The organism is Delftia sp. SD018 (assembly GCF_017355445.1).
GTDB classification, from domain to species: Bacteria; Pseudomonadota; Gammaproteobacteria; order Burkholderiales; family Burkholderiaceae_C; genus Comamonas; species Comamonas acidovorans.
This window is the reverse complement of sequence record NZ_JADDRN010000005.1, coordinates 59,836-84,877: the sequence shown is the minus strand read 5'-3', so window position 1 is coordinate 84,877 and position 25,042 is coordinate 59,836. Positions and strand designations below refer to the sequence as shown.

At 67.4% G+C, this 25,042-nt stretch carries 23 protein-coding genes; 12 read left to right on the top strand and 11 right to left on the bottom strand.

The genetic code is table 11. The annotated features are described in order from the left end of the window. Positions 1–63: 63 nt before the first annotated feature. On the top strand, positions 64–507 hold the full coding sequence (locus INR38_RS07565) for a MarR family transcriptional regulator (protein ID WP_016449026.1): 444 nt from the start codon (positions 64–66) through the stop codon (positions 505–507). A 61-nt stretch (positions 508–568) separates the two neighbouring features. On the opposite strand, the gene INR38_RS07560 is transcribed toward INR38_RS07565, so the two are convergent. The 5 genes from INR38_RS07560 to INR38_RS07540 form a co-directional block, all read right to left on the bottom strand. Then, on the bottom strand, positions 569–1,072 hold the full coding sequence (locus tag INR38_RS07560) for a hypothetical protein (protein WP_207475789.1): 504 nt from the start codon (positions 1,070–1,072) through the stop codon (positions 569–571). Between the two features lie 161 nt (positions 1,073–1,233). Continuing rightward, positions 1,234–2,550, bottom strand: coding sequence for an MFS transporter (locus tag INR38_RS07555; RefSeq protein WP_012203781.1), 1,317 nt, complete (start codon positions 2,548–2,550; stop codon positions 1,234–1,236). A 353-nt stretch (positions 2,551–2,903) separates the two neighbouring features. Further along, positions 2,904–5,891 (bottom strand): cytochrome c, encoded by a 2,988-nt coding sequence (locus tag INR38_RS07550; RefSeq protein WP_207442775.1) that lies wholly within the window; start codon positions 5,889–5,891, stop codon positions 2,904–2,906. Beyond that, complete coding sequence (locus tag INR38_RS07545; RefSeq protein WP_012203779.1) at positions 5,888–6,445, bottom strand: (2Fe-2S)-binding protein; 558 nt, start codon at positions 6,443–6,445, stop codon at positions 5,888–5,890. Before INR38_RS07545 ends, INR38_RS07550 begins: the two co-directional genes overlap by 4 nt. A 107-nt stretch (positions 6,446–6,552) precedes the next feature. After that, positions 6,553–7,710, bottom strand: a complete 1,158-nt coding sequence (locus INR38_RS07540) for an FAD-dependent monooxygenase (RefSeq protein WP_012203778.1) — start codon at positions 7,708–7,710, stop codon at positions 6,553–6,555. Between the two features lie 323 nt (positions 7,711–8,033). Between INR38_RS07540 and INR38_RS07535 the strand changes: the two genes are divergently transcribed. From INR38_RS07535 to INR38_RS07515, 5 genes are all read left to right on the top strand, one after another. Continuing rightward, positions 8,034–8,822 (top strand): Asp/Glu racemase, encoded by a 789-nt coding sequence (locus tag INR38_RS07535; protein ID WP_012203777.1) that lies wholly within the window; start codon positions 8,034–8,036, stop codon positions 8,820–8,822. 11 nt (positions 8,823–8,833) lie between these two features. Next, the gene (locus INR38_RS07530; RefSeq protein ID WP_207442776.1) at positions 8,834–9,685 is read left to right on the top strand and encodes an alpha/beta hydrolase; all 852 of its coding nucleotides are present in this window, start codon (positions 8,834–8,836) and stop codon (positions 9,683–9,685) included. A gap of 50 nt (positions 9,686–9,735) precedes the next feature. Beyond that, positions 9,736–10,821, top strand: coding sequence for a hypothetical protein (locus INR38_RS07525; protein ID WP_012203775.1), 1,086 nt, complete (start codon positions 9,736–9,738; stop codon positions 10,819–10,821). Continuing rightward, complete coding sequence (locus INR38_RS07520; RefSeq protein WP_207442777.1) at positions 10,818–11,513, top strand: N-carbamoylsarcosine amidohydrolase; 696 nt, start codon at positions 10,818–10,820, stop codon at positions 11,511–11,513. The genes INR38_RS07525 and INR38_RS07520 overlap by 4 nt, the downstream gene beginning before the upstream one ends. 96 nt (positions 11,514–11,609) lie before the next feature. Beyond that, positions 11,610–13,952, top strand: a complete 2,343-nt coding sequence (locus INR38_RS07515) for a molybdopterin cofactor-binding domain-containing protein (protein WP_207442778.1) — start codon at positions 11,610–11,612, stop codon at positions 13,950–13,952. A 13-nt stretch (positions 13,953–13,965) separates the two neighbouring features. On the opposite strand, the gene INR38_RS07510 is transcribed toward INR38_RS07515, so the two are convergent. The 4 genes from INR38_RS07510 to apbC all read right to left on the bottom strand — a co-directional run bounded on the left by INR38_RS07510 (position 13,966) and on the right by apbC (position 17,823). Next, positions 13,966–15,240 carry a HipA domain-containing protein gene (locus tag INR38_RS07510; RefSeq protein WP_242698991.1) on the bottom strand — a complete coding sequence of 425 codons (1,275 nt, stop codon included), beginning with the start codon at positions 15,238–15,240 and terminating at the stop codon, positions 13,966–13,968. 47 nt (positions 15,241–15,287) lie between these two features. Next, positions 15,288–15,614, bottom strand: coding sequence for a helix-turn-helix transcriptional regulator (locus tag INR38_RS07505; RefSeq protein WP_013803898.1), 327 nt, complete (start codon positions 15,612–15,614; stop codon positions 15,288–15,290). 138 nt (positions 15,615–15,752) lie between these two features. After that, positions 15,753–16,712, bottom strand: a complete 960-nt coding sequence (locus INR38_RS07500) for a LysR substrate-binding domain-containing protein (protein WP_207442780.1) — start codon at positions 16,710–16,712, stop codon at positions 15,753–15,755. Between the two features lie 19 nt (positions 16,713–16,731). After that, positions 16,732–17,823 carry an iron-sulfur cluster carrier protein ApbC gene (gene apbC / locus INR38_RS07495; protein WP_012203771.1) on the bottom strand — a complete coding sequence of 364 codons (1,092 nt, stop codon included), beginning with the start codon at positions 17,821–17,823 and terminating at the stop codon, positions 16,732–16,734. A 138-nt stretch (positions 17,824–17,961) separates the two neighbouring features. Here apbC and INR38_RS07490 point away from each other — a divergent pair, with 138 nt between their 5' ends. The 4 genes from INR38_RS07490 (at position 17,962) to INR38_RS07475 (ending at position 22,469) form a co-directional block, all read left to right on the top strand. Further along, complete coding sequence (locus INR38_RS07490; RefSeq protein WP_034398227.1) at positions 17,962–18,522, top strand: restriction endonuclease; 561 nt, start codon at positions 17,962–17,964, stop codon at positions 18,520–18,522. Positions 18,523–18,578: 56 nt separating this feature from the next. Continuing rightward, on the top strand, positions 18,579–19,817 hold the full coding sequence (locus INR38_RS07485; RefSeq protein WP_012203769.1) for a patatin-like phospholipase family protein: 1,239 nt from the start codon (positions 18,579–18,581) through the stop codon (positions 19,815–19,817). Between the two features lie 139 nt (positions 19,818–19,956). Beyond that, positions 19,957–22,023, top strand: a complete 2,067-nt coding sequence (gene metG, locus INR38_RS07480; RefSeq protein ID WP_207442781.1) for a methionine--tRNA ligase — start codon at positions 19,957–19,959, stop codon at positions 22,021–22,023. 149 nt (positions 22,024–22,172) lie between these two features. After that, on the top strand, positions 22,173–22,469 hold the full coding sequence (locus INR38_RS07475) for a hypothetical protein (protein ID WP_207442782.1): 297 nt from the start codon (positions 22,173–22,175) through the stop codon (positions 22,467–22,469). A 2-nt stretch (positions 22,470–22,471) separates the two neighbouring features. Here the strand turns inward: INR38_RS07475 and INR38_RS07470 are convergent, their stop codons facing one another. Together INR38_RS07470 and INR38_RS07465 are read right to left on the bottom strand one after the other, a co-directional pair. Continuing rightward, positions 22,472–23,122, bottom strand: coding sequence for a YitT family protein (locus INR38_RS07470; protein WP_063327090.1), 651 nt, complete (start codon positions 23,120–23,122; stop codon positions 22,472–22,474). 174 nt (positions 23,123–23,296) lie between these two features. Then, positions 23,297–23,794 carry an outer membrane protein assembly factor BamE gene (locus INR38_RS07465; RefSeq protein WP_012203765.1) on the bottom strand — a complete coding sequence of 166 codons (498 nt, stop codon included), beginning with the start codon at positions 23,792–23,794 and terminating at the stop codon, positions 23,297–23,299. Positions 23,795–23,840: 46 nt separating this feature from the next. On the opposite strand from INR38_RS07465, the gene INR38_RS07460 reads away from it, so the two are divergent. Further along, positions 23,841–24,044, top strand: coding sequence for a DUF3460 family protein (locus INR38_RS07460; protein WP_012203764.1), 204 nt, complete (start codon positions 23,841–23,843; stop codon positions 24,042–24,044). 48 nt (positions 24,045–24,092) lie between these two features. Continuing rightward, positions 24,093–24,986: a ScpA family protein gene (locus INR38_RS07455; protein ID WP_034390789.1), complete on the top strand. Its 894-nt coding sequence runs from the start codon at positions 24,093–24,095 to the stop codon at positions 24,984–24,986. Positions 24,987–25,042 lie beyond the last annotated feature (56 nt).

Genomic DNA, 25,042 nt, shown 5'->3' with positions numbered 1-25,042 from the left:
CACACGGTATTTGGTGTGAATTTTGATAAGCTCACGCGCACCATGAACCACCCGCCATCAGCCATGACGCCACAGGATGGCTATCATTTTTCAGACCAGATCGGCCACCTGCTGCGGCGTGTCTATCAGCGCCACACTGCACTCTTCCAGCAATACATTCCCGACTCGCAGCTCACGGCTGCGCAATTCGTGGTGCTGTGCTCCGTGCGCGACAACAGCGGCAGCTCGCTGGCAGACATCGTCAAGGCCACCGTGATCGACCAGGCCACCATCCGCGGCGTGGTGGACCGGCTCAAGCAGCGCGAACTGGTGCAGGTGGACCATGACCGCATCGACCGCCGCAAGGTCGTCATCAACCTCACCGAGGCCGGCCAGGACCTGGTGCGCGACATGGAGCCCTTCGCCAAGCAGATCACCGAAAGCACCTACGGCAAGCTCAATCCGGCCGAGCGCCTGGCGCTGGATTTTTTGCTCAAGAAGATGCTGGAAGGTGGCGAGGCGGATTGAAGAGCCCCTGTTTTCATGAGGATGGCTGCCAGGCGATTTCAAAGGGCTTGGGCCCTCGCCGTCAAAGCCCCATCAACCCAGGCAGTGCCTTTGCGCACGACCTGTAGCAAAGAAAAAACAGATTCTCACGCCCATCTTCCGGATAGAGATACCCGGCGCCTGCTGCATTGATGCTCCACCCATAGACCACGCCATTGCGCCGCAGCTTCCCACTGAAGGCGCAAGGCAGAATGATCGATTCATAGTGGAAGGTGGAGAAGGAAACCTCGGTTGCCGTGGAGAAATAACGGATGACATCCTTGGGCCGCAGCGCAATTTTCTCGCAGCCCATGGTTTGCCCTTCTCCGACCGAGCGATGGATCGAGCCGATCAAAACCAATGGTTCTTCCTGGTTGGCCATCGCCTTTCGGGGAGCGACCAGCACTGAAAGGCAGAGTACAGCCAGGATTGCCGTGGCGACCAGGCCATGCCTGCGATAGCTGCCATTCAATGACATGAGAACAAGGCTCCGCTGAAGATATGGCGCAGCAAATTGCTTGCGCCAGGAGCAGTCATTGTGTCGCATGGACCGGTTGAGCTCACAGGAGCTTCAGTCCATGGGAGTTCTCCAGCAAATCGGACAATCCGCACGCCCTGCCTTCGAAAAAGGCCTGATCCTCATTTGGGGAGGCCATGAAAAAAGGCCTGCTTGCGCAGGCCTTTTTCAGTCGAAGTTCTTTCTCGGCGTCAATCCAGCGCCCGGTTGCGCGATTCCACATCCACGGCCCAGATCGACAGGGCGCCGCCCACCAGCATGGCGGACAGCACGGCCAGGGCCAGGGTGAAGTGGGTGGCCATGATGGGCGCAATGATGGCCGGGGCGAACAGGCCGCCGAAGCGCGCCACGGCGCCGGCCATGCCCATGCCGCTGGCACGCAGGTCGGTGGGGTAGACCTCGGGGGTGAACGCATACAGCGCGCCCCAGGTGCCCAGCAGCGAGAAGCTCATCAGCAGGGTGGAGCCGATGACCACGAAGGGCGACGAGCCCAGGCTGTAGAACATGCAGCCGACGGCGCTGAGCAGCAAAAAGCCGATCAGCGTGGGCTTGCGGCCCCAGCGCTCCACGCCATAGGCCGACAGCGCAAAGCCGGGCAGTTGCACCAGGGCCAGCACCACCAGGAAGACCTGGCCGCGCATGAAGGCGAAGCCCTCGCTGCTGAGCTTGACAGGCAGGTAGACGAAGACACCGTAGTAGGCGATGGAGATCAGCGCCCAGGCCAGGAATAGCGAGAGGCTGCGGCGGCGCAGGTCGCCGTTGAACAGCGCGAGGATGGATTTGCGCTCCTGCTTTTCAGGCTGCAGGGCGGGGATTTCCGCAGTGGTGCCGTTGACCTTGGCCACCCGCTGCAGCACCTTGCGGGCCTCTTCGGACTTGCCGTTGCGGTTGAGGAACATGGGCGACTCGGGGATGTAGAAGCGCAGCACCACGCCGATCAGCGCCGGCAGTCCGGTCACGAAGAAGATCACGCGCCAGGCATCGTCACCCCAGGACACGGCCACCAGCGCCAGGATGGCCAGGAAGATGGTGCCCACGGCCCAGAACGATTCCAGCAGCACCAGCCAGCGGCCGCGGCGGTCACTGGGCAGGAACTCGGCCATCATGGTGTAGTCCACGGGCAGCGTGCCGCCCACGCCGATGCCGGTGATGAAGCGCAGCACCAGCAGCCAGGCGAACTCGGGCGCAAAGGCCGAGGCCACGCCCGCAAAGGCGTCGATCACCACGGCCATCATCAGCACCGGGCGGCGCCCGATGCGATCGGCCAGACGGCCGAAGACGAAGGCACCGATCAGCATGCCGATGAAGAAGAAGGTGCCGGTCTGCAGCGCCTCAGGCACGGTCTTGCCGAAGGTCTTGGCAATGGACGGCGCGCTGAAGCCGATGGACAGCACCTGCATGGCATCGGCCAGCCAGACCAGCCCGAAGATGACGAACAGCCGATATTGGAACTTGCCGACACCCGCTGTCTGGATGCCTTTTTCCACCGAAATGTATGTAGATGACATGCAGGGACTCCTTTTCTAGCCATCGCAATTGTTGAATCTGTCTTTTCCCAGGCAAGGCCGTTCAGCTTGTGTTGCCGTCTCCTGCCGTGCCTTCCACCCTTCACACATCCGGAGCGAACCGCTCCCTCGGCGCCATCTCCATGGCCCGATGGAAAATTTCCGGATGTCGGTCTCTGCATCCGGGCGATGGGCGCACTGCGGACAGGCTGCACATCGACAGCACCGCCCGTTGTTGCCCATCACCCGTCCCCAGCATCAGATGTCAGGACCCAGGCCCTGGAGAAATTCCAGGGCAAGGTGTCCATATCCGCGGCATCGCCCCTGCCGCCGCCCATTGCTGCCCATTGCCGCCCTCAGTGCGCATGCGCCTGTGCCTGCATGCGCAGCCGGTTAATCGTCTTCGTGTCGTCTGGCCAAGCTTTTTCCTCCGGTGCAAATCGTTCGCGCAAATATCCGAGCAGGTCCGCGATCTGCCTGTCGTCCAGGCTGTCCCCGAAGCCGGGCATGTAGCCCAGCGCATCGTCGGCCGGCGCCTGTATGCCGTTCAGGATCACCTGGACCAGGTTGTCGGGGCTGGCCGCGTGCAGGTTGGTGTTCAGGGCCAGCAGCGGCTTGACGCCGAACAATGTGGGACCGCTGCCCGCCTCATGGCAGACGGCGCAGGCGTTCTGGTAGATGCGTTCGCCATTGGCGTGGCGGTCCAGGGTCCTGGCAGGTGGGGCCGCAGGCGCCACCGCCTGCACGGCGGCCGGCGCCGGCGCCGGTGGCGGCATGGCCGGGGCGGCCTGGGCGGCCTGTGGGGCCTGGCCCGGCAGTTCCATCAGATAGGTGGCCATGGCGCGCACATCGGCTTCGGGCAACTGGGCCAGGCCGTGGATGACGGGCGCCATGGGGCCGGCTGCCACGCCGTGGCGGGCCGAGAAGCCGGTGCGCAGGTACTGGTACAGCTCTTCGCGGCTCCAGGGCAGCTTGCCCCCGGCCAGTTGATTGAGCGCGGGCGCCGTCCAGCCTTCGGCCTCGCCGCCGCCCAGGTAGTGGATGCCGGTCTTTTCGGCACCCAGCGCATTGCGCGGCGAGTGGCAGGCCGCGCAGTGGCCCGCGCCTTCGACCAGGTAGGCGCCCCGGTTCCATTCGGCGCTGCGCGCAGGGTCGGCCTTGAAGGGCGTGGCGTCGTGGAACAGCAGGTTCCAGCCCGCCATGGCCGGGCGCAGGTTGTAGGGGAAGGCCAGCTGCGTCTCGGGCGCCTTGGCCTTCACGGCGGGCTGGGACATCAGGTAGCCGTAGAGGGCCTGCAGGTCGCCATCGCTGAGCTTGGCGAAGGCCGTGTACGGGAAGGCCGGATACAGCTGGCGCCCATCCTGGTGGATGCCGTGGCGCATGGCACGCTCGAAGGCCGCGTAGGACCAGCGGCCGATGCCGGTTTCGTTGTCGGGCGTGATGTTGGTGGAGTAGATGGTGCCGAACGGCGTCTCCAGCCCGAAGCCGCCGGCATTGGCCGCGCCGCCCGGGGCCGTGTGGCAGACCACGCAGTCGCCCGCAGCCGCCACCAGGCGGCCGCGCTCCAGGGCCTGCGGCGAGTACAGGGAAACATCGGGTCCGTCGGTCAGCGGCAGGGCCGGCTTCAGCGGCCAGGCCATGGCCGCCATGCCGGCAAGGCCTGCGGCGCCTGCGGCCAGCCAGCCCCAGCCACGGCCGGGCCGCGCCGCACCGGGCTTGCCGGCACCCTCGCCCGCCAGGGCCAGGCGCAGTTGCTCTGGCTGGAAGGGCACTTCGCGCAGGCGCACGCCTGTCGCATGGTGAATGGCGTTGGCAATGGCGGCGGCGGCGGGCAGCGTGGCCACGCCATCCAGCGCCAGATCGCCCTGGCGGATGACCGAGACATCGCCGGGCGCATGCTGCGCCAGGTCGGAGCCGGGCTTGGCGATCACATCGAAAGAAGCAGCGGAAGCTGTGGACCCTGCCCATTCGTCAAAAGCGGGGGCCGCGCCCAGCAGCCGGCGCGCATCGGCCAGCAGTTGCGGGTCCTGCTGGACGATCTCGGGCCGCGTGCTGGCGGCCTGCGCCGCTTGCAGGCTGCGGCTGTCATGGCCGGCCACGACGCGGGTCACTTCGATCTCGCCCGTTTGCGGGTGCACGGCCACCTCGGCCACCCAGGCGCTCCAGGCATGGAGATCGGCGCCCTGCGCGTCCAGGGTCTGCAGTTGGGCGGTGGCAAAGCCCCGGCCCAGCAGGCGGCCGTCGGCACCCTGGTGGGATGGTGCCTGCTGCGATGCCTGCGCACGCTCGGCTACCTGCCGGGCCAGATCGCGCACCGGGCCTTCGGGCAGGTGCTGCAGCCGCCATTGCAGCGGATCACGGCCCTGGTCCAGCGCCTGCTCATGCCAGTGGCTTTCGCGGGCAAAGACCTGGGCGGCATTCAGATCATCGACGCCGGCATGCCGCAGGCTGGCTGCCAGCCTGCGTTCATGCACTTCGCCGGCATCGAGCACGGTGGCCAGGGCTGCGGCGCGCGCCAGCTCGGGCTGGCTCAACAGGCGCGCCATGCTGGGGCGCACGGCCCAGGGCGTGTCGGACAGCAGCAGGTCTGGCTGCGGCGATGCATTGCCCGGCTGAGGCTGCACCACCGTGTCGGCTTCAAGCCCTTGCGAAGGCTGCGCATGCACGCTCAGCACCAGCTCCCGGCTGTCTGCGCTGCCCGCAGCAGTCCAGGCCTCGCAGGCCACGCTGACAGGCCGGCCCACGGCCTGGGACAGCAGGGCCGCATCGGCCGCTGCGTCCATGAGATCCAGCACATGCGGGGTGCCGGCCGCCGTGGCCGGCAGGCTGAACAGCCGCAGCGCGGACTCGGGGCATTGCAGCAATGCGGCCAGTTCACGGCCGATCATCTGCCGCACATCGGCGTCGCAGGGCGGCAGCCAGACGCTGGCATGGCCGTCCAGGCACCACACGGCTGCGCGTGCGGCACCCTCGCAAGACACGGGCGCCGCCATGCGCCAGACATAGCGGCCGGCATCGGGCAGGTCGGCCTTGTCAGCCTTGTCGGCTCTGTCGGCAGCACGGGGCGCGCTGGCGGCCCTGGCTTCCTGCCGGTCATCCCAGGCAGGGGCCAGGCCGGCAGCGGCCTGCCGGGCATGGACAGGCGCCACGGCCACCACACCCAGAAAATGCCCGCGCTGCACCGCAGCCACCACGCCGGCCATGGCCTGGGCGTCCTGCAACCGTGCATGCAGGGGCACGCTGCCCCGGTAGCGCAGACCGTCCCAGGCCGCGACGGGCGGGCGCAGCGCCAGGCCGTGCAGCAGGTCGGAAGGCAGGGCGGGAGTGTGGCCGGCCGGGCTCATGGCTGGACCTCGCCCGCGCTGGAAGATGGAAAACCGGAGGGTGCCTGCAGCGCGGCGCGTTGCGCACGCAGCTGCACGGCGCGCAGGGCGGCCTGCATGATTTCCACATGCGTGCCGCAGCGGCACAGGTTGTGGTGCAGCTCGTTGCGCAGCTCCTGCTCGGTGGGATTGGGGTTGCGGCGCAGCAGGGCCTCCACGGTCATGATCATGCCGTTGAGGCAGTAGCCGCACTGGGCCGCCTGGCAGTCGATGAAGGCCTGCTGCGTGGGGCCGGGGCACTGGCGCGAGCCCAGGCCTTCCAGCGTGGTGACCTCGCGGCCCACGGCCGCCCGCACGGGGATCACGCAGGAACGCGCGGCCACGCCATCGATCAGCACCGTGCAGGCGCCGCATTCGCCCAGGCCGCAGCCGTACTTGGGCCCGTTCAGCTCCAGGTCATTGCGCAGCACATGCAGCAGCGCCGTCCCGGGCGCTGCCGGCACCTCGCATGCGCGTGCATTGACCTGCAGGCGGATGGGGCTGGGTGTACTGCTTGGATGGACTGGGGTTCCCATGGGACGAGGCTCTTGCAACTTGGCTGCGGTTCAGGATGTCGGCGTTCTGCGGCCGGACAGGAGGGGGGGATTCCCTCCCCTCCCCTCGTCCGGCAAGGCAGCGAGTATCAGGCCGCTGCCTTGACCTTGGGCTCGACCAGGGGCACGTTGAACACGTCGTAGCCGAAGCACCAGGACGGATCTTCGTTGGTGCGCAGCCAGGTGTTGTCGTGCGAGATGCGCTGCACCTTGCTGGCGCGCTCGGCACGGTTGGCTTCGTACAGGGCGAAGGCCAGCTCATGGTTGTGCGCGCCGACTTCCTTGAGGCAGCGCGCCAGCATGGCGCCGTCCTCGATGGCCATGGCCGCACCCTGGGCCATGTGGGGCTTCATGGGATGGCAGGCATCGCCCAGGAGCACCAGGCGGCCACGGCTCCACAGCGGCAGCGGATCGCGCTCGAGCAGCGACCACTTGGTCACTTCCACGGTGGCGTCGATCAGTGCCTGCACGGTGGGATGCCAGCCCGAGAAGGCCTCGCGCATCTCTTCCTTGCTGCTTTCCAGCCAGCGGTCGTTGAGGTCCCACTTCTCGACGGGCACGCCGGTCACGTAGTACAGCTCGTCGGCCTTGCCGGTGACGAAGTAGGTCATCATGTGGCGGTCATCGCTCCACCATTTCACGCAGGCATCGAAGGGCAGCATGCCGGCCTTGACTTCGGGCGTGGGGAACACGGCGCGGTGGGCCAGGTAGCCCGCGTACTTGGGCAGCTCCGGGCCCAGCAGTTCCTCGCGGATGCGGGAGTTCACGCCATCGGCGCCGATGACGATGTCCGCCTCCTCGGTCGTGCCGTCCGCAAAGTGCATGACCACCACGTTGCCGCGGTCCTCCACCTTGGTCAGGAACTTGCCGTAGGCCATCACGCTGTCGGGCAGGGCCTCGACCAGCAGCGCATGGAAGTCGCCACGGTGCACGGTCAGGTAGCTGGCGCCGTATTCCTTGACGGCGTAGTCGCCCAGCGGGATCTGGGCCAGCACGTCGCCCGTCTGCCAGTGGCGGCTGTACCAGTAGTCGGGATGCGAGCCCTGCTCGTTGAGCGCGTCCTCGATGCCGATGCGGCGCAGGATCTTCATCACATTGGGCCCGACGTGGATGCCGGCTCCCAGGCGCGAGAAGCTGGGCGCCTGCTCATAGACGCGGACATTGAAGCCTTCCTGGAGCAGCAGCTTGGCAGCTGCAGCCCCGCCGAGACCGGCGCCGACAACGGCGATTCGAGGGGATTGAGACACAGTTTTCTCCTTGCAGGAATGTTGAAAGCCAGACGGGGCAACCGTTGCTTCGGCGCGTCCTTGCAGGGTGTAAAGCAGGAAGCGTGCCAGGCAACAAAACGCTTAATTCAGGTGTATGCGCTTGAATTTTTCAAATCGACGCATGCACCATAGGGCGGCAGAATAAATTGAAGTTCGCCATTTTTGGTGCAATTTCTGCACCAAATCAGTACAAACCCCGAGAAAATTCTCATTTGCAAGGCGGCACGTCTTTTGCAAGAATAAAGCGTACACACTCAGTTGATTCTGATCAGAAACCCTCGAAACTTCGCAAAGGCAAGTCCATGACCAAAACGTTCCGCATCGGCCAGATCGTCCCCAGCTCCAACACCACCATGGAGACCGAAGTGCCGGCCATGCTGCAGGCCCACTCCACGCTGCGCCCGCAGGACCGCTTCACCTTCCACTCCAGCCGCATGCGCATGAAGAAGGTCCAGAAGGAGGAGCTGGCCGCCATGGACGCCGAAAGCGACCGCTGCGCGCTGGAGCTGAGCGACGCGCGCGTGGACGTGCTGGGCTATGCCTGCCTGGTGGCCATCATGGCCATGGGCAAGGGCTACCACCGCGTCTCGCAGCAGCGCCTGACCGAGCGCACGGCCAGCAATGGCGCCACCGCCCCGGTGATCACCAGCGCCGGCGCGCTGGTGGAAGCGCTCAAGGTCATGGGTGCGAAGAAGATCGCCCTGGTGGCGCCCTACATGATTCCGCTGACCCAGCTGGTCATGGACTACGTGGCCGCCGAAGGCTTCGAGATCGTGGACTGGCGCGCGCTGGAGATCCCCGACAACCTGGACGTGGGCCGCCACGACCCCGCCAAGCTGCCCGGCATCGTGGCCGGCATGAACTACGCCGACGCCGACGTGATCGTGCTGTCGGCCTGCGTGCAGATGCCCTCGCTGCCGGCCGTGGCCCAGGTCGAGGCCCAGACCGGCAAGCCCGTGCTGACCGCCTCTATCGCCACCACCTATGCCATCCTCAAGGAACTGGGGCTGGACCCCGTGGTGCCGGGCGCGGGCGCGCTGCTGTCGGGCGCCTATCCCTACGACACCGGCACCAGCGCAGCCAAGGCCTGAGGAACACACGCATGACCAGCCACTCCAGCTCCCCCACCCCCAGCACATTCCGCTACGGCGGCAACGTCCACGCCAACGGCATCCGCCAGCACTACCTGCGCTACGGCGGCGCCGAGGGCGAACGCGCGCAGCGCGACGCCGTCATCCTGATCCCCGGCATCACCAGCCCGGCCGTGACCTGGGGCTTCGTGGCCGAGCACCTGGGCCGCCAGTTCGACACCTATGTGCTCGATGTGCGCGGGCGCGGCCTGTCGTCCTCCGGCCCGGGCCTGGACTACAGTCTCGATGCCCAGGCCGCCGACGTGGCCGCCTTCGCCCAGGCCCTGGGCCTGCAGCGCTGGGCGCTGGTCGGCCACTCCATGGGCGGGCGCATCGCCGTGCGCGCCGCGCGCAGCCAGCCGGCCGGGCTCAAGCGCCTGGTCATCGTCGATCCGCCGGTCTCCGGCCCCGGCCGCCGCGCCTACCCGGCCGCCCTGCCCTGGTATGTGGACTCCATCCGCCAGGCCACGCTGGGCGTGGATGCCGAGGCCATGCGCGCCTTCTGCCCCACCTGGACCGAAGAGCAGCGCCAGCTGCGCGCCCAGTGGCTGCACACCTGCCACGAGCCGGCCATCGTGCAGAGCTTCGAGGACTTCGGCCGTGACGACATCCATGCCGACCTGCCCCGCATCCAGCACCCGCTGCTGCTGGTCACGGCCGAGCGCGGCGACGTGGTGCGCAGCGAGGACGTGGCCGAGTGGCAAAGCCTGGCACCCCAGACCGAGCATGTGCGCGTGCCCAATGCCGGCCACATGATCCCCTGGGACAACGAGGCAGGCTTCTACGCTGCGCTCGGCGATTTCCTAGGCGCGCGGGTGGACTGAATGTCCAACCGCAGCCCACTCCCATCCATCGCGACACCAAGGAGCCGACCATGTCCGTCAGCGATATCGATCTGATCCACGCCTGGAAGCAGGTGCTCACGCTGTCCCGGCTCGAAGCCGGCCAGACCGTCACCGTGCTCACGGGCGCCGACACGCACCCGCAGACGCTGCGCTGCGCCATTGCCGCCTCCAGCGAAATGGGTGCGCGCGTCAACCGCCTGGACCTGCCGCCCGTCAACGCCGAAAAATCGCTGAGCCGCGACTCGCTGGCCTACCTTGGCACGACGCCGCTGACCGGCAACCCCGCCGCCATCGCCGCGCTCAAGGCCAGCGACCTGGTGCTGGACCTGATGACGCTGCTGTTCTCGCCCGAGCAGCACGAGATCCTGCAGACCGGCACCAAGATCCTGCTGGCCGTGGAGCCGCCCGAGGTGCTGTGCCGCCTGGTGCCCACCGAGGGCGACCGCGCGCGCGTGCAGGCCGCATCCAAGCTGATCGAGGCGGCCGGGCAGATGCACATCACCTCGGCCGCGGGCACCGACCTGCGCTGCCGCCTGGGCAGCTTCCCGGCCATCTGCGAATACGGCTTCGTGGACCAGCCCGGCCGCTGGGACCACTGGCCCAGCGGCTTCGTGCTGACCTGGCCCGACGAGGGCGAGAGCAACGGCCGCGTGGTGCTGGACCGGGGCGACATCCTGCTGCCCATGAAGGACTACGTGACCGAGCCCATCGAACTCGTCATCGAAAAGGGCTACGTCACGCGCATCAGCGGCGGCCTGCAGGCCGACATCCTCAAGGAGTACATGGCCTCCTACGAGGACCCCGAGGCCTACGCCGTCTCCCACATCGGCTGGGGGCTGCAGCCGCGCGCCCACTGGTCCATGCTGGCCCACTACAACAAGGAAACCCACATCGGCATGGACGCCCGCGCCTTCGAGGGCAACTTCCTGTGGTCCATGGGCCCCAACAACGAGGCCGGGGGCAGCCGCACCACGGCCTGCCACATCGACATCCCCATGCGCCACTGCTCGGTGGCGCTGGACGGCAAGCCCACGGTCATCGACGGCGTGGTGCAGGACGAGGAAGGACTGGCGCGCGCCGCCAAAAGGTCCAAGCAAGGAAAGGACATCGCATGACAACCGCCACCGCCACCACCAGCACGCAAAGCGTTCCCACCGAGGGCGTGCAGGGCGACATCTCTGCTGACATCTCGGTTTATGCACGCCAGGGCTTCGGCACACCGCTGCCGCTCAAGGCCCCGTTCGGCCTGCTCATCATCGACTTCGTCAACGGCTTTGCCGACCCGGCCGTGTTCGGCGGCGGCAACATCCCCGAAGCCATCGCGCAGACGCAGCACCTGCTGGCCCATGCGCGCGAGCGCGGCTGGCCCGTGGCGCACAGCCGCATCGTGTTCTCGGACGACGATGCCGACCACAACATCTTCTGCCTGAAGGTGCCCGGCATGCTGACTCTGAAGGAAGACAGCCCCAACAGCGCCATCGTGCCCCAGCTGGCCCCGGCCGCTGGCGAATACGTGGTGCGCAAGAGCACGCCCTCGGCCTTCTTCGGCACCATGCTCGCACCCTGGCTGGCCCAGCGCGGCGTGCAGACCCTGCTGGTGGCCGGCTGCGTGACCAGCGGCTGCGTGCGCGCCAGCGTGGTCGATGCCATGCAGTCGGGCTTTCGCCCGCTGGTGGTGGCCGACTGCTGCGGCGACCGCGCCCTGGGCCCCCACGAAGCCAATCTGTTCGACATGGCCCAGAAGTACGCGGCCGTGATGCCGCTGGGCCAGGCCATCGCCGACACCGACGCCCTCGCCGCAGGCTGATCCCACCGCGCCAACGCGCCTATGGGGCCGGCCCTGCGCAGCCGGCCCCGGAGTGCATAACATGCCTGAAAGCGTGCCCGCGAAGAACACCGCCCCATGAACCTGCCCCAGCCCCAAGCCCTGCATGCGCAACTGCTCACGCGCGCCGACACCCTGCTCGTGGTGCGCCAGCCCGTGGCGCCGCCGCGCCCTGCGCCCGGCCAGCCCGGCACGGCCACCGACTATGTGCAGTCCACGCCCGAGGTCTTCGTGGCCGTGCTGACCGACGAAGCCGCGCCCCAGGGCTGGCGCGCCCTGGCCTTCAACGGCCATGTGGACCTGGGCACGGGCATACGCACGGCGCTGGCGCAGATCGTGGCGGAAGAACTCGAAGTGCCTTTGGCGCGCCTGGACATGGTGCTGGGCCACACGGCCGCCGCGCCCAACCAGGGCCCGACCATTGCCAGCGCCAGCATCCAGATCTCGGCCGTGCCGCTGCGCCGCGCCGCCGCCCAGGCGCGCGAGCAGTTGCTGGCGCTGGCCGCGCAGCAATGGAGCGTGGCGGCGGACCGGCTCCAGGCACGGGAAGGCGCGGTGCGCTTTGCCGATGGCAGCGATGCGCGCGAACTCGGCTATGGCGATCTGCTGCGCGGCCAGCAATTGCAGCTGACGCTGGCCCCGCCCGATCAGGAAGTGAAGCTCAAGCCCGCCAGCGAATACCGGCTCGTCGGCCACGGCGCTGCGCGCGTGGACATCCCCGCCAAGGCCACGGGCGAGCTGAGCTTTGTGCACGATGTGCGCGTGCCCGGCATGCGCCATGGCCGCGTCATCCGCCCTCCGCACCCGGGCCGCGACGGCGGCCATTTCATCGGCCGCTGCCTGGTGGCCGTGGAGCGCGACTCCGTGGCCCACCTGCCCGGCAACGTGCAGGTGGTCACCGAGGGCGACTTCGTCGGCGTGGTCGCCGACCGCGAGGAACAGGCCATTGGCGCCATGCGCGCGCTGCGCGTGCAATGGCAGGCCGTGCCGCCGGCACCCGATCTGTCTGATTTGGCCGCAGCCATCCGCGCCAATCCTGCCCAACACCGTGCGCTGGTGGATCAAGGCACTGTGGACGATGCCTTCGCGGGCGCGGGCACGGGTGCGGCCACCGAACTGCGCCGCAGCTATGTCTGGCCCTACCAGATGCATGCCTCCATCGGCCCGTCCTGCGCCGTGGCCGATTTCAGCGGGGGCCGTCTCAAGCTCTGGGCCGGCACGCAGAACCCCCACATGCTGCGCACCGACCTGGACCGCCTGCTGCAACTGGGGGAAGACCGCATCGAGATCGTGCGCCTGGAGGCGGCCGGCTGCTACGGCCGCAACTGCGCCGACGATGTCTGCGCCGACGCCGCCCTGCTGTCCATGGCCGTGGGTGCGCCCGTGCGCGTACAGCTCACGCGCGAGCAGGAACACCAGTGGGAGCCCAAGGGAACGGCCCAGCTCATGGACGTGAGCGCAGCCATCAATGCCCGGGGCGAACTGCTGGCCTACGACTTTGCCGTGCGCTACCCCTCCAACGACGCGCCGCTGCTGGCCCTGCTGCTCACCGGCCGCATCCCGGGCGAGCCGCGCACGCTGGAGATGGGCGACCGCACCGCCGTGCCGCCCTACCGCTACGCCAGCCAGCGCATCACCTGCCATGACATGGCGCCCATCGTGCGCTCATCCTGGCTGCGCGGCGTCTCGGCCCTGCCCAATTCCTTTGCCCACGATTGCATGATCGACGAGCTGGCCCATGCGGCCGGCGCCGACCCAGTGGACTACCGTGTTCGCCACCTCGATGACCCGCGCGCCGTCGAGCTGATCGAGGCCACAGCACGCCACGCGGGCTGGCAGCAAAGCCAGCCGGGAAGCCGGGGCCGCCCCGGCGCCGACGGCCTGCTGCACGGGCGCGGCGTGGCCTATGCGCGCTACATCCACAGCCACTTTCCCGGCTTCGGCGCGGCCTGGGCCGCCTGGGTCATCGACATCGACGTGGACCCCGCCAGCGGCCGCATCACCGTGCGGCGCCTGGTCGTGGGCCAGGACACGGGAATGATGGTCAACCCCGACGGCGTGCGCCACCAGATCCACGGCAATGTCATCCAGACCCTGAGCCGCAGCCTGATGGAGAAGGTCGCCTTCAATGCGCAAGGCGTGGCCAGCCGCGAGTGGGGCAGCTACCCCATCATCGGCTTCCGCGACCTGCCCCCCATCGAAGTGGTGCTGATGCCGCGCCAGGACGAGCCCCCCATGGGCGCAGGCGAATCGGCCTCGGTCCCCGGCCCGGCCGCGCTGGCCAATGCGCTGTTCGACGCCACCGGCCGGCGCTTCTACGCCGCGCCCTTCACGCCCGACGTGGTGCGCGCCGCACTGAATGCCGCGCCGAACGCCACGCCAGAGACTGCGCTGGCAGGGCAGCGGACCCAGCCGGCCTAAACCGTCCAGACCTTCACAGGCCCGCCAGTTTCCTGGCGTCATCCAGGTCCGGGTGGTCGAACGCCAGGGCAAACTCATCGAGTTCCTGCGCGGTCATTCCAACCTCCGCAGACAGGCCCAGCACGCGCCACTGCAACACGGCCTCGACAACCTGGCGCACGATCGCCAGCGACTGGTCGCGGCTCAGTGAAAATTGCGAGGCCTGGCCCATCAACTGCGCCATGCTGGTGATGGGGCCTGTGTCTTCGCTCAACCATGTCTTGGACTCACGGTTCTTTTCCGGCATGGGATTGATGTCGAATGCCGGGGAAAGCTGCCATTGGTTGTCCCCTACATAGAGGAACCCCAGGTTTTGCAGATGGTCATCGACATTGGTGATGAGGTGATGGAATACCAGGCGCCGCCATAGTTGCCGCGCGTCATCCACGTAGTTCGCGCTCAGCCCTTTCATCTGCGCGAGCACCTCGGTGTACGCGTGTTCATGCTGCCGACTCGCCTGCAGCAGTGTGGCGCCGGATATGTAGGGAATGCGCGTATCCCCGAGCCCACGGTCGAAACGGCGGATGACCGCCACAGGTGTGCCATGCACGGCAACCACATGGGCTTGTGCAGCATCAATGCCGGCCAGGCGTGCCAGTTTCAACGCCCGGACTTCGGCACGCGTCACATTGCGATCGTCCTGAACGCTGGGGAATTTCCCCAACGCCAAATGCCCCTTTTCATCAAGGATGCTGCACTTCGGGCGCATGCCTCCCAGCGAGGTCGCCTTGCCCCGCAGATAGGCGAGATCCTGGGCCGACTCCCTGCCGAGCTCCACGGCCCTCGAGGAGGCGAGCATTTTCTCCAGTTCCAGCATCGGAGGCGTCGCAGTCTGCCCTGCGCGTACGGACTCCAGATAGACGCCTTGCGCACTGCGCAACCTCAGGGCGCCCATCCGGCTGAAGTCATCGACGGCGCAAAGGTAGTCGAGTTCGGTCAGTGCCCCTAGAGCCGGGTCCTTCTCGCGCCGCTTGGCATGCGCACGGGCAATGACACGCCGCCCCCAGGCATCCGGCTCCGTGTCTCCCAGCGCAAGGAAGAACAAGGAGTCCTCCCGGGTCTCTGGTTTGCGCGTCTGGTAGATCGGCGTGAGCGCGAGGTCGGGGGAGACGTTGAACGCATCCTTGTGACCCAACCAGTCCTGGAAGTAGGCGAACTGGGTGAACATGCGCATGCCGTTGCGCACGAATACCAGCCTGCCCACGGCCGTGCCCGCCTTGCCCAGGCACACGTCCAGTTCCGACTTCATGTTGTGGACCATTGCAGCGGAGCGCGTCACCATGTCGCATTCGCCCTTCAGAACGCCTTGGGTGCCTTGCGGCGTTTGCTGTAGATGCGCGCAGGCAGTTGCGCATCCATCAGTGCCAGTCCGACGGAGTCGGTCGGGGTGTCCAGGAGCAGGCGCAATTTCTCCAACTCACCGAAGACCTGCAGGGCACTTGCCAGATAGGAAAGCGCAATTCCGGGGTGGCCATCTTCCAGGCGGCGCACGGTGCTGACCGAAACGCCCATGCGGGATGCCAGATCGGCCTGCGACAGCCCCCGCCGCCGCCGCGCCAATTCAATGCTCTGGCCCAGTGCCTTGATGGCCCGATCAACGGGAAGATTGGTTGCAGTTGCCATCAAAATATTCTCATACGAGTGCTTGCGGCATGCAAGCGCTCTGATATGAATGATATTACGGCCTTTGAACGATGCCCGCCTGTGCCGGAAGAAACCCAACAGACAGCACTCCCGGTCGTTGCTTCCAGCGAAGGGCGCTCAACCCGCCAGCGCCCCCGCATGCCGCAGGCACTGCGCACGCCAACCGGCGTCGTCCTGCAGTTGCAGCGCGGCCTGCAGAGCGCGCGTGGGCGCCACGCCCTGCTGGGCCATGAAGCCTATGGGGGTGACCAGTTCGGGCGAGCGCAGCGGCCGCGCCACCAGGCCCGGCATGTGGCGCACCGCGGCCACCATGGCGCCGGGCAGCACGGTGGTCATGCCATCCGTTCCTTGCGCCACGGCCATCACCAGGGTCAGCACGGAGTTGGTTTCCATGGCGGGCTGCACGGCCATGTCCACGGCGGCGAAGGCCTCGTCGATCACCGTGCGGTTGTGCATGTCGGGCGTGAGCAGGCACAACGGCATGCCGGCCACTTCGCGCCAGGCGATGTCGGCGCCAAAGGCAAAGGGCCGGCCCTCGCCCTGCCCATCGCAGCACTCGCGGCACAGCAGGTAGTAATGCTCCTCGTACTGGGGCCAGGACTGCAGGCGCGGGCCGCGCGGCGGCATGCGCGCGCTGTAGCCCAGGGCCAGGTCCAGCGACAGGTCTTCGAGCCCGCTCTCGATCTCGGCCGAGCTCATGGACAGCACCACGGGCGTGATGCCCGGATGGTGCTCGCGCAGCAGGGCCGCAAAGCGCGTGAGCATGGGCATGGCCGTGGGCACGGCCGCCATGCGCAGCTGCCCGCGCAGCGCGCCGGCGGCGGCGCTCAGTTCTTGGCGCAGGCCTTCCTCGGCCCGCAGCATGGCCAGGGCCGTGGCCAGCACCTGATCGCCCTCGGGCGTGAAGCCCGCGAACGAGCGGCCCCGGCGCACGATGACCGTGCCGAACTCCTCCTCCAGCGCGCGCAGCGCATTGGACAGCGCCGGCTGGGTGATATGGCATGCCAGCGCCGCGCGGCCGAAATGGCGGTGCTCGTTGAGCGCCGCCAGATACCGCATCGAGGTCAGCAGGTTCATGCCGGCAGCGCCAGAAGGGTCAGGTTCCCTGGCTCACCGTGATGGTGGGGAACTTGCTCGTGAAATCGCGTGCCTTGAGCGCCACCTTCACGGCCAGGTCGCGCGCCACCTTCTTGTAGATCTGCGCGGCCTCGCTGTCGGGCTCGGCCACCACGGTGGGCTTGCCGCTGTCGGCCTGCAGGCGGATCTGCAGCGACAGGGGCAGTGCGCCCAGGTAGTCGATGCCGTACTCGGCCGCCATCTGCTTGCCGCCCTCGGCGCCGAAGATGTGCTCCACATGGCCGCAGTTGGTGCAGACGTGGGCCGCCATGTTCTCCACCAGGCCCAGGATGGGCACGCCCACCTTCTCGAACATCTTCACGCCCTTCTTGGCGTCGATCAGCGCGATGTCCTGGGGCGTGGTGACGACCACGGCGCCCGTCATGGGCACGCGCTGGGCCAGCGTCAGCTGGATGTCGCCGGTGCCGGGCGGCATGTCCACCAGCAGGTAGTCCAGATCCTTCCAGTTGGTCTGGCGCAGCATCTGCTCCAGCGCCTGCGTGGCCATGGGGCCGCGCCAGATCATGGCCTGGTCGTTGTTGACCAGGAAGCCGATGGACATGACCTGCACGCCGTGGCTTTCCATGGGCTCCATGGTCTTGCCGTCGGGGCTTTCGGGGCGGCCCGAGATGCCCATCATCATGGGCTGGCTGGGGCCGTAGATGTCGGCGTCCAGGATGCCCACGCGCGCGCCCTCGGCGGCCAGCGCCAGCGCCAGGTTGGCCGTGGTCGTGCTCTTGCCCACGCCGCCCTTGCCGGACGAGATGGCGATGATGTTCTTGACGCCCGGCAGCAACTGCACGCCGCGCTGCACCGCATGCGCGGCGACCTTGGACGTGATGTTGACCGAGACATTGCCCACGCCCTCGACGGTCTTGGCCGCCGCGACGAACTGGCCGCGCAGCGCCGGCACCAGGCTTTGCGCCGGATAGCCCATCTCCACGTCGAAGGCCACGTCGGCCCCCGTGACCTGCAGGTTGCGCAGGGCGCGGGTGCTCACATAGTCCTTGCCGGTGTGGGGGTCGAGCACGCTGGAGAGCGCGGCCAAGAGCGCTTGTTCTGTGACTGCCATTGCTTTGATTACTCCTAGAGCCGGATAGTCTATCCAAGGCACCATCCCCTCGCTCACGCGAGACAATGCGGGCCTTGCTGCCTTTGCGGCTCCTGTTCCCGCCTTTTTCCGCGAAAGATCCGCCCCGTGAAATTCAAGATGGCCCACAACTCCCTGTTCGCGATCCTGCTGCGCTCGCGCTGGTGGATCAGCATCGCGCTGGCCGCGCTGGTGACCCTGGTGTCCACGGCGCTGCTGCCCAAGGACATCGCGCCGTTCGCCGCCATCACCGCCCTGCCCTTCTTCGGCATAGGCTGCGTTGCCGCCTGGCGCCAGCTGCGCGCCCCCAGCCCCGCCAAGGTGGAGCAGGCCCTGGAGATCGCCGCCCAGCAAAGCTGGCGCGAGTTCGCCGATCGGCTCGATCGCGCCTGGCAGGCCGAGGGCTACACCGTGACCCGCCTGTCCGACAAGGACGGCGCCGACTTCGTGCTGGAACGCGAAGGCCGCACCACCGTGGCCAGCGCCAAGCGCTGGAAGGCCGGCGTGCACGGCATGGAGCCGCTGCGCGCACTGCTGGCCGCAGGCCAGGCGCGCGATGCGGCCACGGTCTGCTACCTGTCGCTGCAGCCGCCGGCCGAGAATGCAGCCGCCTGGGCCAAGCAGCAGGGCATCGCCCTGATCTCCGGCAAGGACCTGGGCTCCCTGCTGGCCAAGGCCTGATTCCTTCGGGGTCATCCCCTGATCTGATGACGGCCGGCGCGCGGCACACTCCAGGCATGCCCGATGCCGCGCCCTCACCCGACTCCAGCCTCCCTCCCCCCAGCACCGGACTGCTGCTCAGCGGCGGCGGCGCCCGCGCCGCCTACCAGGCCGGCGTGCTGGAGGCCATTGCCGAGATACGCCGCGCCTGCGGCCAGCAGCATGGCCCCAATCCCTTCCCCATCCTGGTCGGCACCTCGGCCGGCGCCATCAACGCGGCGGCCCTGGCCTGCGGCAGCGACCATTTCGACCGGGCCGTGCGCCGCATGTCGCGCATCTGGCGCAACCTGCGGCCCGAGGACATCTACCTGTCCGACTCGCTGAGCGTGCTGCGCAGCGGCGCGCGCTGGCTGACCCTGCTGTCTTTGGGCTGGGCCCTGGCGCGCTGGGGCCGCATGCGCCCGCGTTCGCTGCTGGACAACCAGCCGCTGGGCCGGCTGCTGTCGCGCGGCCTGGTTCCGCTGGAACGCCTGCCGCAATTGATCGCGGACGGCCACCTGCGTGCGCTGGCGGTGTCCGCCTCCAGCTACACCACCAGCGAGCACGTGACCTTCTGCCAGGCGCAGGACCAGCTCCAGCCCTGGGTGCGCAACCAGCGCAAGGCCGCCGCCGCCCAGATCACGCACGCCCACCTGCTGGCCTCCTCGGCCATCCCCTTCATCTTTCCGGCCACGCCGCTGCCGCTGGACGGCGCCACCGAATACTTCGGCGACGGCTCCATGCGCCAGACCGCTCCGCTGGCGCCCGCCATCCACCTGGGCGCCGAGCGCATCCTCGTAGTGGGCGCGGGCCGGCGCACCGAGCCGCCGGCCAGGCCGCCGCCAGAAGGCGCAAGCTACCCGTCGCTGGCCCACATCGCGGGCCACACGCTGTCGAGCATCTTCCTCGACGCCCTGTCCCTGGACGTGGAGCGCGCCGAGCGCATCAACCAGACGCTGGCCCTGATCCCGCCCGCCGACCGCGAACGCAGCCGGCTGCGCCCGCTGCAGTTGCTGGTCATCTCGCCGTCCGAGCGCATAGACGCCATCGCCGCGCGCCATGTGGGCCAGCTGCCGCTACCCATGCGCACCCTGCTGGGCGCCCTGGGCGTGCGCCAGGACGCCAGCGACCCGCGCGGCGCCGCCCTGGCCAGCTACCTGCTGTTCGAGCGCAGCTTCACCCGCGAACTCATGGCCCTGGGCCGGCGCGACGCGCTGGCGCGGCGCAGCGACATAGAGCAGTTCCTGGGCTGGCAGCGCCCGCTGGTTGCCAGCTGACGCCTGCAGCCAACAGGCCTAGCGCAGCGAAGGCCCGCAACAACTCCCCCGTATGTCCGCCTGCACGGAAAAGCCATCGCCGCCCCACAACCGCCCAGCCCTTCTAGAATGTCAGGTTCCCCCGAGAAAGCCGCCATCCATGACCGCACGCAAACTCTTCGTCACCACCGCCCTGCCGTACGCCAACGGCAACTTCCACATCGGCCACATCATGGAATACATCCAGGCCGACACCTGGGTGCGTGCGCAGCGAATGCAGGGCAACGCGGTCAACTTCGTGGGCGCCGATGACGCCCACGGCGCGCCCATCATGATTGCGGCCGAGAAGGCCGGCAAGACGCCCCAGCAGTTCGTGGCCGACATCGCCGCAGGCCGCAAGCAGTACCTGGACGGCTTCCACATCGCCTTCGACAACTGGCACAACACCGACGCGCCCGAAAACCATGTGCTGGCCCAGCAGATCTACAGGGACCTGAAGGCTGCCGGCTTCATCGAGACGCGCACCATCGAGCAGTTCTTCGACACCGAGAAGAACATGTTCCTGCCCGACCGCTTCATCAAGGGCGAATGCCCGCGCTGCCATGCCAAGGACCAGTACGGCGACAACTGCGAGGTCTGCAGCGCCGTCTACGCGCCCACCGACCTGATCAATCCCTACTCGGCGCTGTCCGGCGCCAAGCCCGTGCTCAAGAGCTCGGAGCATTTCTTCTTCAAGCTGTCGGACCCGCGCTGCGTGGAGTTCCTGACCGAGTGGACCCAGGACGGCCAGCATGTGCAGCCCGAGGTGGCCAACAAGATCAAGGAATGGTTCGGCGTGCGCACCAACCCGGACGGCACGACCAGCGAAGGCCTGGGTGACTGGGACATCTCGCGCGACGCGCCCTACTTCGGCATCGAGATCCCCGATGCGCCGGGCAAGTACTTCTACGTCTGGCTGGACGCGCCCGTGGGCTACCTGGCCTCGCTCAAGAACCTGCTGGACCGCCGTGGCGAGGACTACGAGGCCTACATGGCCGACCCCACGCTGGAGCAGTACCACTTCATCGGCAAGGACATCATCACCTTCCACACGCTGTTCTGGCCCGCCATGCTGAAGTTCAGCGGCCGCAAGACGCCCACCAAGATCTGCGTGCACGGCTTCATGACCGTGAACAACGGCGAGAAGATGAGCAAGAGCCGCGGCACCGGCCTGGACCCGCTCAAGTACCTGGGCCTGCAGATGAACCCCGAGTGGCTGCGCTACTACCTGGGCGCCAAGCTCAACGGCAAGAATGAAGACATCGACTTCAACCCCGATGACTTCATGGCCCGCGTCAACTCCGACCTGATCGGCAAGTACGTGAACATCGCCTCGCGCGCGGCCGGCTTCATCGCCAAGCGCTTCGACGGCAAGCTGGGCACGGTCAGCGAAGACGGCCAGGCCCTGCTGACCCAGCTGCGCGGCCAGAGCGAGGCCGTTGTCCAGGCCTTCGAGAACCGCGACACGGCCCGCGCCGTGCGCGAAATCATGCAGCTGTGCGACCGCGTCAACGAATACGTGGATGCCAACAAGCCCTGGGAGCTGGCCAAGCAGGAAGGCATGGACGCCCGCCTGCAGGACGTGTGCACCACCTGCATCGAGGCCTTCCGCCTGCTGACCATCTACCTGAAGCCCATCCTGCCGGCCGTGGCCGAACAGGTGGAAGGCTTCCTCAACGTGGCGCCGCTGCAGTTCGCCGACGCACAGAACCTGCTGGGCGCCGGCCATGCCATCGGCCTGTACAAGCACCTGATGCAGCGCGTGGACGTCAAGCAGTTGGAGGCCCTGTTCGAGGCCCCCGAGCCCGTGGTCGAGAAGGTCCTGCCCGGCGGCGAGGAGATTGCCGAAACCATCGGCATCGACGACTTCGCCAAGGTGGACCTGCGCATCGCCAAGATCGTGGAATGCAAGCCCGTGGAAGGCTCGACCAAGCTGCTGCAGCTCACGCTGGACGTGGGCGAAGGCAAGACACGCAACGTGTTCTCCGGCATCTCCAGCATGTACCAGCCCGAGCAGCTGCAGGGCAAGCTCACCGTGATGGTGGCCAACCTGGCGCCGCGCAAGATGAAGTTCGGCATCTCCGAAGGCATGGTGCTGGCCGCCAGCCACGCCGATGAGAAGTCCAACCCCGGCATCTACGTGCTGGAGCCCTTCCCCGGTGCCACCCCCGGCATGCGTATACATTGAAATGCCCCCTGAGTCGCTTCGCGCCTTCCCCCTGAAGGAGGCATACGGGCACCCGGCGACACCCTCGGTGCGGGGCGGCCCTTCCTCGGCGTCCCTGACTTAGGCTCTGCCGGTTTCAAAGATTGCGCACAGTGTGTTGGACGACAATCATGAAGTCTGCAAAGTCCCGCAAGCCCTCACGGTCCCCGGCCCTGGGGGCTTTTCTTTGCCTGTGCGCCAGCGCCCTGCTGTCCGGCTGCACCGTGGTGGCCGTGACCGCCACGGCGGTCAGCGTCACGGCCTCTGCCGTGGGGCTGGCCGCGGATGCGGCCGTGGGCACGGTCAAGATCGTCGGCAAGGGAGTGGGCAAGGCCGTCGATGCGATGAGCGATGACGGGGCAGCCGCAGACAACAGCGGCATCACGGTCCGCTACCGCACGCCCGATGGGCAGCCTTTGACGCCCTGAGGCTACTGCCCGGCGTAGCGCCCGGGCCGGTGGCTCACGGCCAGGAACACGCCCATGATCACGGCCGCCAGCACCGACCAGGCCACGCGCTCGAAGGGCACGACCCATAGCGCCAGCAGCACCACGCAGCAGTCGATGGCCATCTGCACCTTGCCGGCGCGGATGCCGTAGCGGTCCTGCAGGTAGAGCGAGGCAATGGTGGCGCCGCCCAGGCTGGAGCGGTGGCGCGCCAGGAACAGCAGGCCCGAGCCCATGAGCAGGCCACCCGCAATGGCGGCAAAGGCCGGGTGCAGGTAGTCGATGTGGATGAGGCGCGGCCCCATTTCGGTGATCAGCGACAGCGCGCCCACGCAGATGAAGGTCTTGACCGTGAAGGTGCGGCCCACGCGCGTCCAGGCAAACCAGTAGAACGGGATGTTGATCGCGAAGAAGACCAGGCCGAACGGCCAGCCCGTGGCGTAGTGCAGCACGAAGGCCAGGCCCGCCGTGCTTCCGGTCAAAAGCCCCGCCTGGGCGAACATCATCATGGCGATGCCCACGAACAGGGTTCCGGTGAAGAGGGCCTGGACATCCTCGAAGAGGCCATGGCGCAGCGAAGCGGTGGCCGGGACAGGCGCAGCGGGCGCGGCAGCGGGTAGGGAAGGCGTGGACATTGTCGGGGTGATGACAGATCTATCGTCGCAAAGGCCCCGGTTCGGGGCCTTCACCGTACCCATGGTGTGTCATAGGTACAAACCCGGATTCTAGAGATTGTTGCACCGGCGCGCTGTGGCGTGCAGGGTACAGCGCATCGCAGGATGCTTGCAGGAACTTGCAAAGGCCTGCTGTCAGGCGCCGCCGTGCAGTTTCTCGCGGCCGGCGCTGCGCAGCACGCGGCCGTCGGGGCCGAAGGTCACGGTGAACTCCATGTCGCGCGTGGGGGGATCGATGTAGTTCCAGTCCCAGTCGGTTTCCTGCTTGAGCTGGTAGGGCGTGATCTTGGCGGGCTTGCCCAGCATGCGGCGCACCTGCTCCTCGTCCATGCCGGGGCGGATCTTCTCGAAGTTGTGCGGCGCCAGCACCTGGCGCAGCGCGCTCATGCGGCCATCGGTGCCGATGGTGATCATGTAGTTGCGGCTGCCGGCGGGCTGGCGGTTGTACTCGAAGGTGCGCGAGCCGTCGGGCTCGGTCCAGATGCGTTCGGGCTCGCCAAAGCGGGCGCGGACGTCGGCCTCGGTGGACAGGCCTTCTTCGAGTTCCTTGATGTTTTGGGGATCGCAGCCGGGCAGCGAGAGCATGCCCATCACGGCCACGGCAACCCCCAGAAGACGGGAGACTAGGTTCATCGGCGGTGTCCCGGTAAAATCACGCGATTCAAGAGGTTATCAGACTATGTCATTCTTTCGCCGCCCCGACTATCGCTCCGACGCCACCAACTTCATCAACGACCTGAAGAAGCAAAAGCCCGAGCTGCCCAGCCAACAGCTGGCCGGCCGCTCGCTGCTGTGGGACAAGGACGTGAACCACGAAGTCTGGGAAGACCTGCGCGCCGGCCGCGTGGACCAGAAGCCCTACGTCTACCAGACGAACTCCTGATTGCCCATGCGATGAAAAATCAGCCTGTTCCCACCGTGCACCCTGCGCATGCGGCATTCGCCCAGGCAGCAAGGCATGGCCGAGGCTGAATCCGCGCTGGCGCCTGCGGGCGCCTCCGCCACATCCCCCCCTCCTGGCGACGGCACCCCGGTCGTGATCGACCAGGTGGCTTTGGCGCGCCTGTACGGCGAGCCGCTGTTCGCCCTGCCGCAGGACCTGTACATCCCGCCCGATGCGCTGGAGGTCTTCCTCGAAGCCTTCGAAGGGCCGCTGGACCTGTTGCTGTACCTGATCCGCAAGCAGAACTTCAACATCCTCGACATTCCCATGCTGGACGTGACGCGCCAGTACATGCGCTATGTCGACGAGATCCGCAGCCGCAACCTCGAACTGGCGGCCGAGTACCTGCTGATGGCGGCCATGCTCATCGAGATCAAGTCGCGCATGCTGCTGCCGCCCAAGAAGCAGGAAGGCGGCGAAGAGGCCGAGGATCCGCGCGCCGAGCTGGTGCGCCGGCTGCTCGAGTACGAGCAGATCAAGCTCGCTGCCCACCAGCTCGGCCAGGTGCCGCACTACGGGCGTGACTTCCTCCGGGCCCAGATCCACATCGAGCAGAACCTGCAGCCACGCTTTCCCGATGTGGACGTGGCCGAGCTGCAATCGGCCTGGCGCGACATTCTCAAGCGTGCCAAGCTTGTGCAAAGCCACAAGATCACGCGCGAGGAACTCTCGGTGCGCGAGTACATGAGCCAGGTGCTCAAGGCCCTGCAGGGCCGGCGCTTCGTCGAGTTCGAGACCCTGTTCCAGCCCGAGAAAGGCTCGACCGTGCTGGTCGTGACCTTCATCGCCCTGCTGGAGCTGGCCAAGGAAACGCTGATCGAGATCACCCAGGCCGAAGCCTTTGCGCCCATCTACGTGCGCCTGGCCTATACGCCCGTCTAGCGGGCACGGACACAGGCACGCGCACACCGACAGGCCGGCTCCACCGGCCTCCATGC

Excerpts from the sequence above, each read along its gene's own strand:
- INR38_RS07460 (WP_012203764.1), top strand. The coding sequence starts at position 23,841 with ATGTCATTCTTTCGCCGCCCCGACTATCGCTCCGACGCCACCAACTTC.
- INR38_RS07530 (WP_207442776.1), top strand. The coding sequence starts at position 8,834 with ATGACCAGCCACTCCAGCTCCCCCACCCCCAGCACATTCCGCTACGGC.
- apbC (WP_012203771.1), bottom strand. The coding sequence starts at position 17,823 with ATGGCAGTCACAGAACAAGCGCTCTTGGCCGCGCTCTCCAGCGTGCTC.
- INR38_RS07545 (WP_012203779.1), bottom strand. The coding sequence starts at position 6,445 with ATGGGAACCCCAGTCCATCCAAGCAGTACACCCAGCCCCATCCGCCTG.
- INR38_RS07525 (WP_012203775.1), top strand. The coding sequence starts at position 9,736 with ATGTCCGTCAGCGATATCGATCTGATCCACGCCTGGAAGCAGGTGCTC.
- INR38_RS07520 (WP_207442777.1), top strand. The coding sequence starts at position 10,818 with ATGACAACCGCCACCGCCACCACCAGCACGCAAAGCGTTCCCACCGAG.
- INR38_RS07510 (WP_242698991.1), bottom strand. The coding sequence starts at position 15,240 with ATGAAGTCGGAACTGGACGTGTGCCTGGGCAAGGCGGGCACGGCCGTG.
- INR38_RS07565 (WP_016449026.1), top strand. The coding sequence starts at position 64 with ATGACGCCACAGGATGGCTATCATTTTTCAGACCAGATCGGCCACCTG.
- INR38_RS07505 (WP_013803898.1), bottom strand. The coding sequence starts at position 15,614 with ATGGCAACTGCAACCAATCTTCCCGTTGATCGGGCCATCAAGGCACTG.
- INR38_RS07485 (WP_012203769.1), top strand. The coding sequence starts at position 18,579 with ATGCCCGATGCCGCGCCCTCACCCGACTCCAGCCTCCCTCCCCCCAGC.
- INR38_RS07555 (WP_012203781.1), bottom strand. The coding sequence starts at position 2,550 with ATGTCATCTACATACATTTCGGTGGAAAAAGGCATCCAGACAGCGGGT.
- metG (WP_207442781.1), top strand. The coding sequence starts at position 19,957 with ATGACCGCACGCAAACTCTTCGTCACCACCGCCCTGCCGTACGCCAAC.
- INR38_RS07475 (WP_207442782.1), top strand. The coding sequence starts at position 22,173 with ATGAAGTCTGCAAAGTCCCGCAAGCCCTCACGGTCCCCGGCCCTGGGG.
- INR38_RS07470 (WP_063327090.1), bottom strand. The coding sequence starts at position 23,122 with ATGTCCACGCCTTCCCTACCCGCTGCCGCGCCCGCTGCGCCTGTCCCG.
- INR38_RS07515 (WP_207442778.1), top strand. The coding sequence starts at position 11,610 with ATGAACCTGCCCCAGCCCCAAGCCCTGCATGCGCAACTGCTCACGCGC.
- INR38_RS07455 (WP_034390789.1), top strand. The coding sequence starts at position 24,093 with ATGCGGCATTCGCCCAGGCAGCAAGGCATGGCCGAGGCTGAATCCGCG.
- INR38_RS07550 (WP_207442775.1), bottom strand. The coding sequence starts at position 5,891 with ATGAGCCCGGCCGGCCACACTCCCGCCCTGCCTTCCGACCTGCTGCAC.
- INR38_RS07490 (WP_034398227.1), top strand. The coding sequence starts at position 17,962 with ATGGCCCACAACTCCCTGTTCGCGATCCTGCTGCGCTCGCGCTGGTGG.
- INR38_RS07465 (WP_012203765.1), bottom strand. The coding sequence starts at position 23,794 with ATGAACCTAGTCTCCCGTCTTCTGGGGGTTGCCGTGGCCGTGATGGGC.
- INR38_RS07535 (WP_012203777.1), top strand. The coding sequence starts at position 8,034 with ATGACCAAAACGTTCCGCATCGGCCAGATCGTCCCCAGCTCCAACACC.
- INR38_RS07500 (WP_207442780.1), bottom strand. The coding sequence starts at position 16,712 with ATGAACCTGCTGACCTCGATGCGGTATCTGGCGGCGCTCAACGAGCAC.
- INR38_RS07560 (WP_207475789.1), bottom strand. The coding sequence starts at position 1,072 with ATGCGACACAATGACTGCTCCTGGCGCAAGCAATTTGCTGCGCCATAT.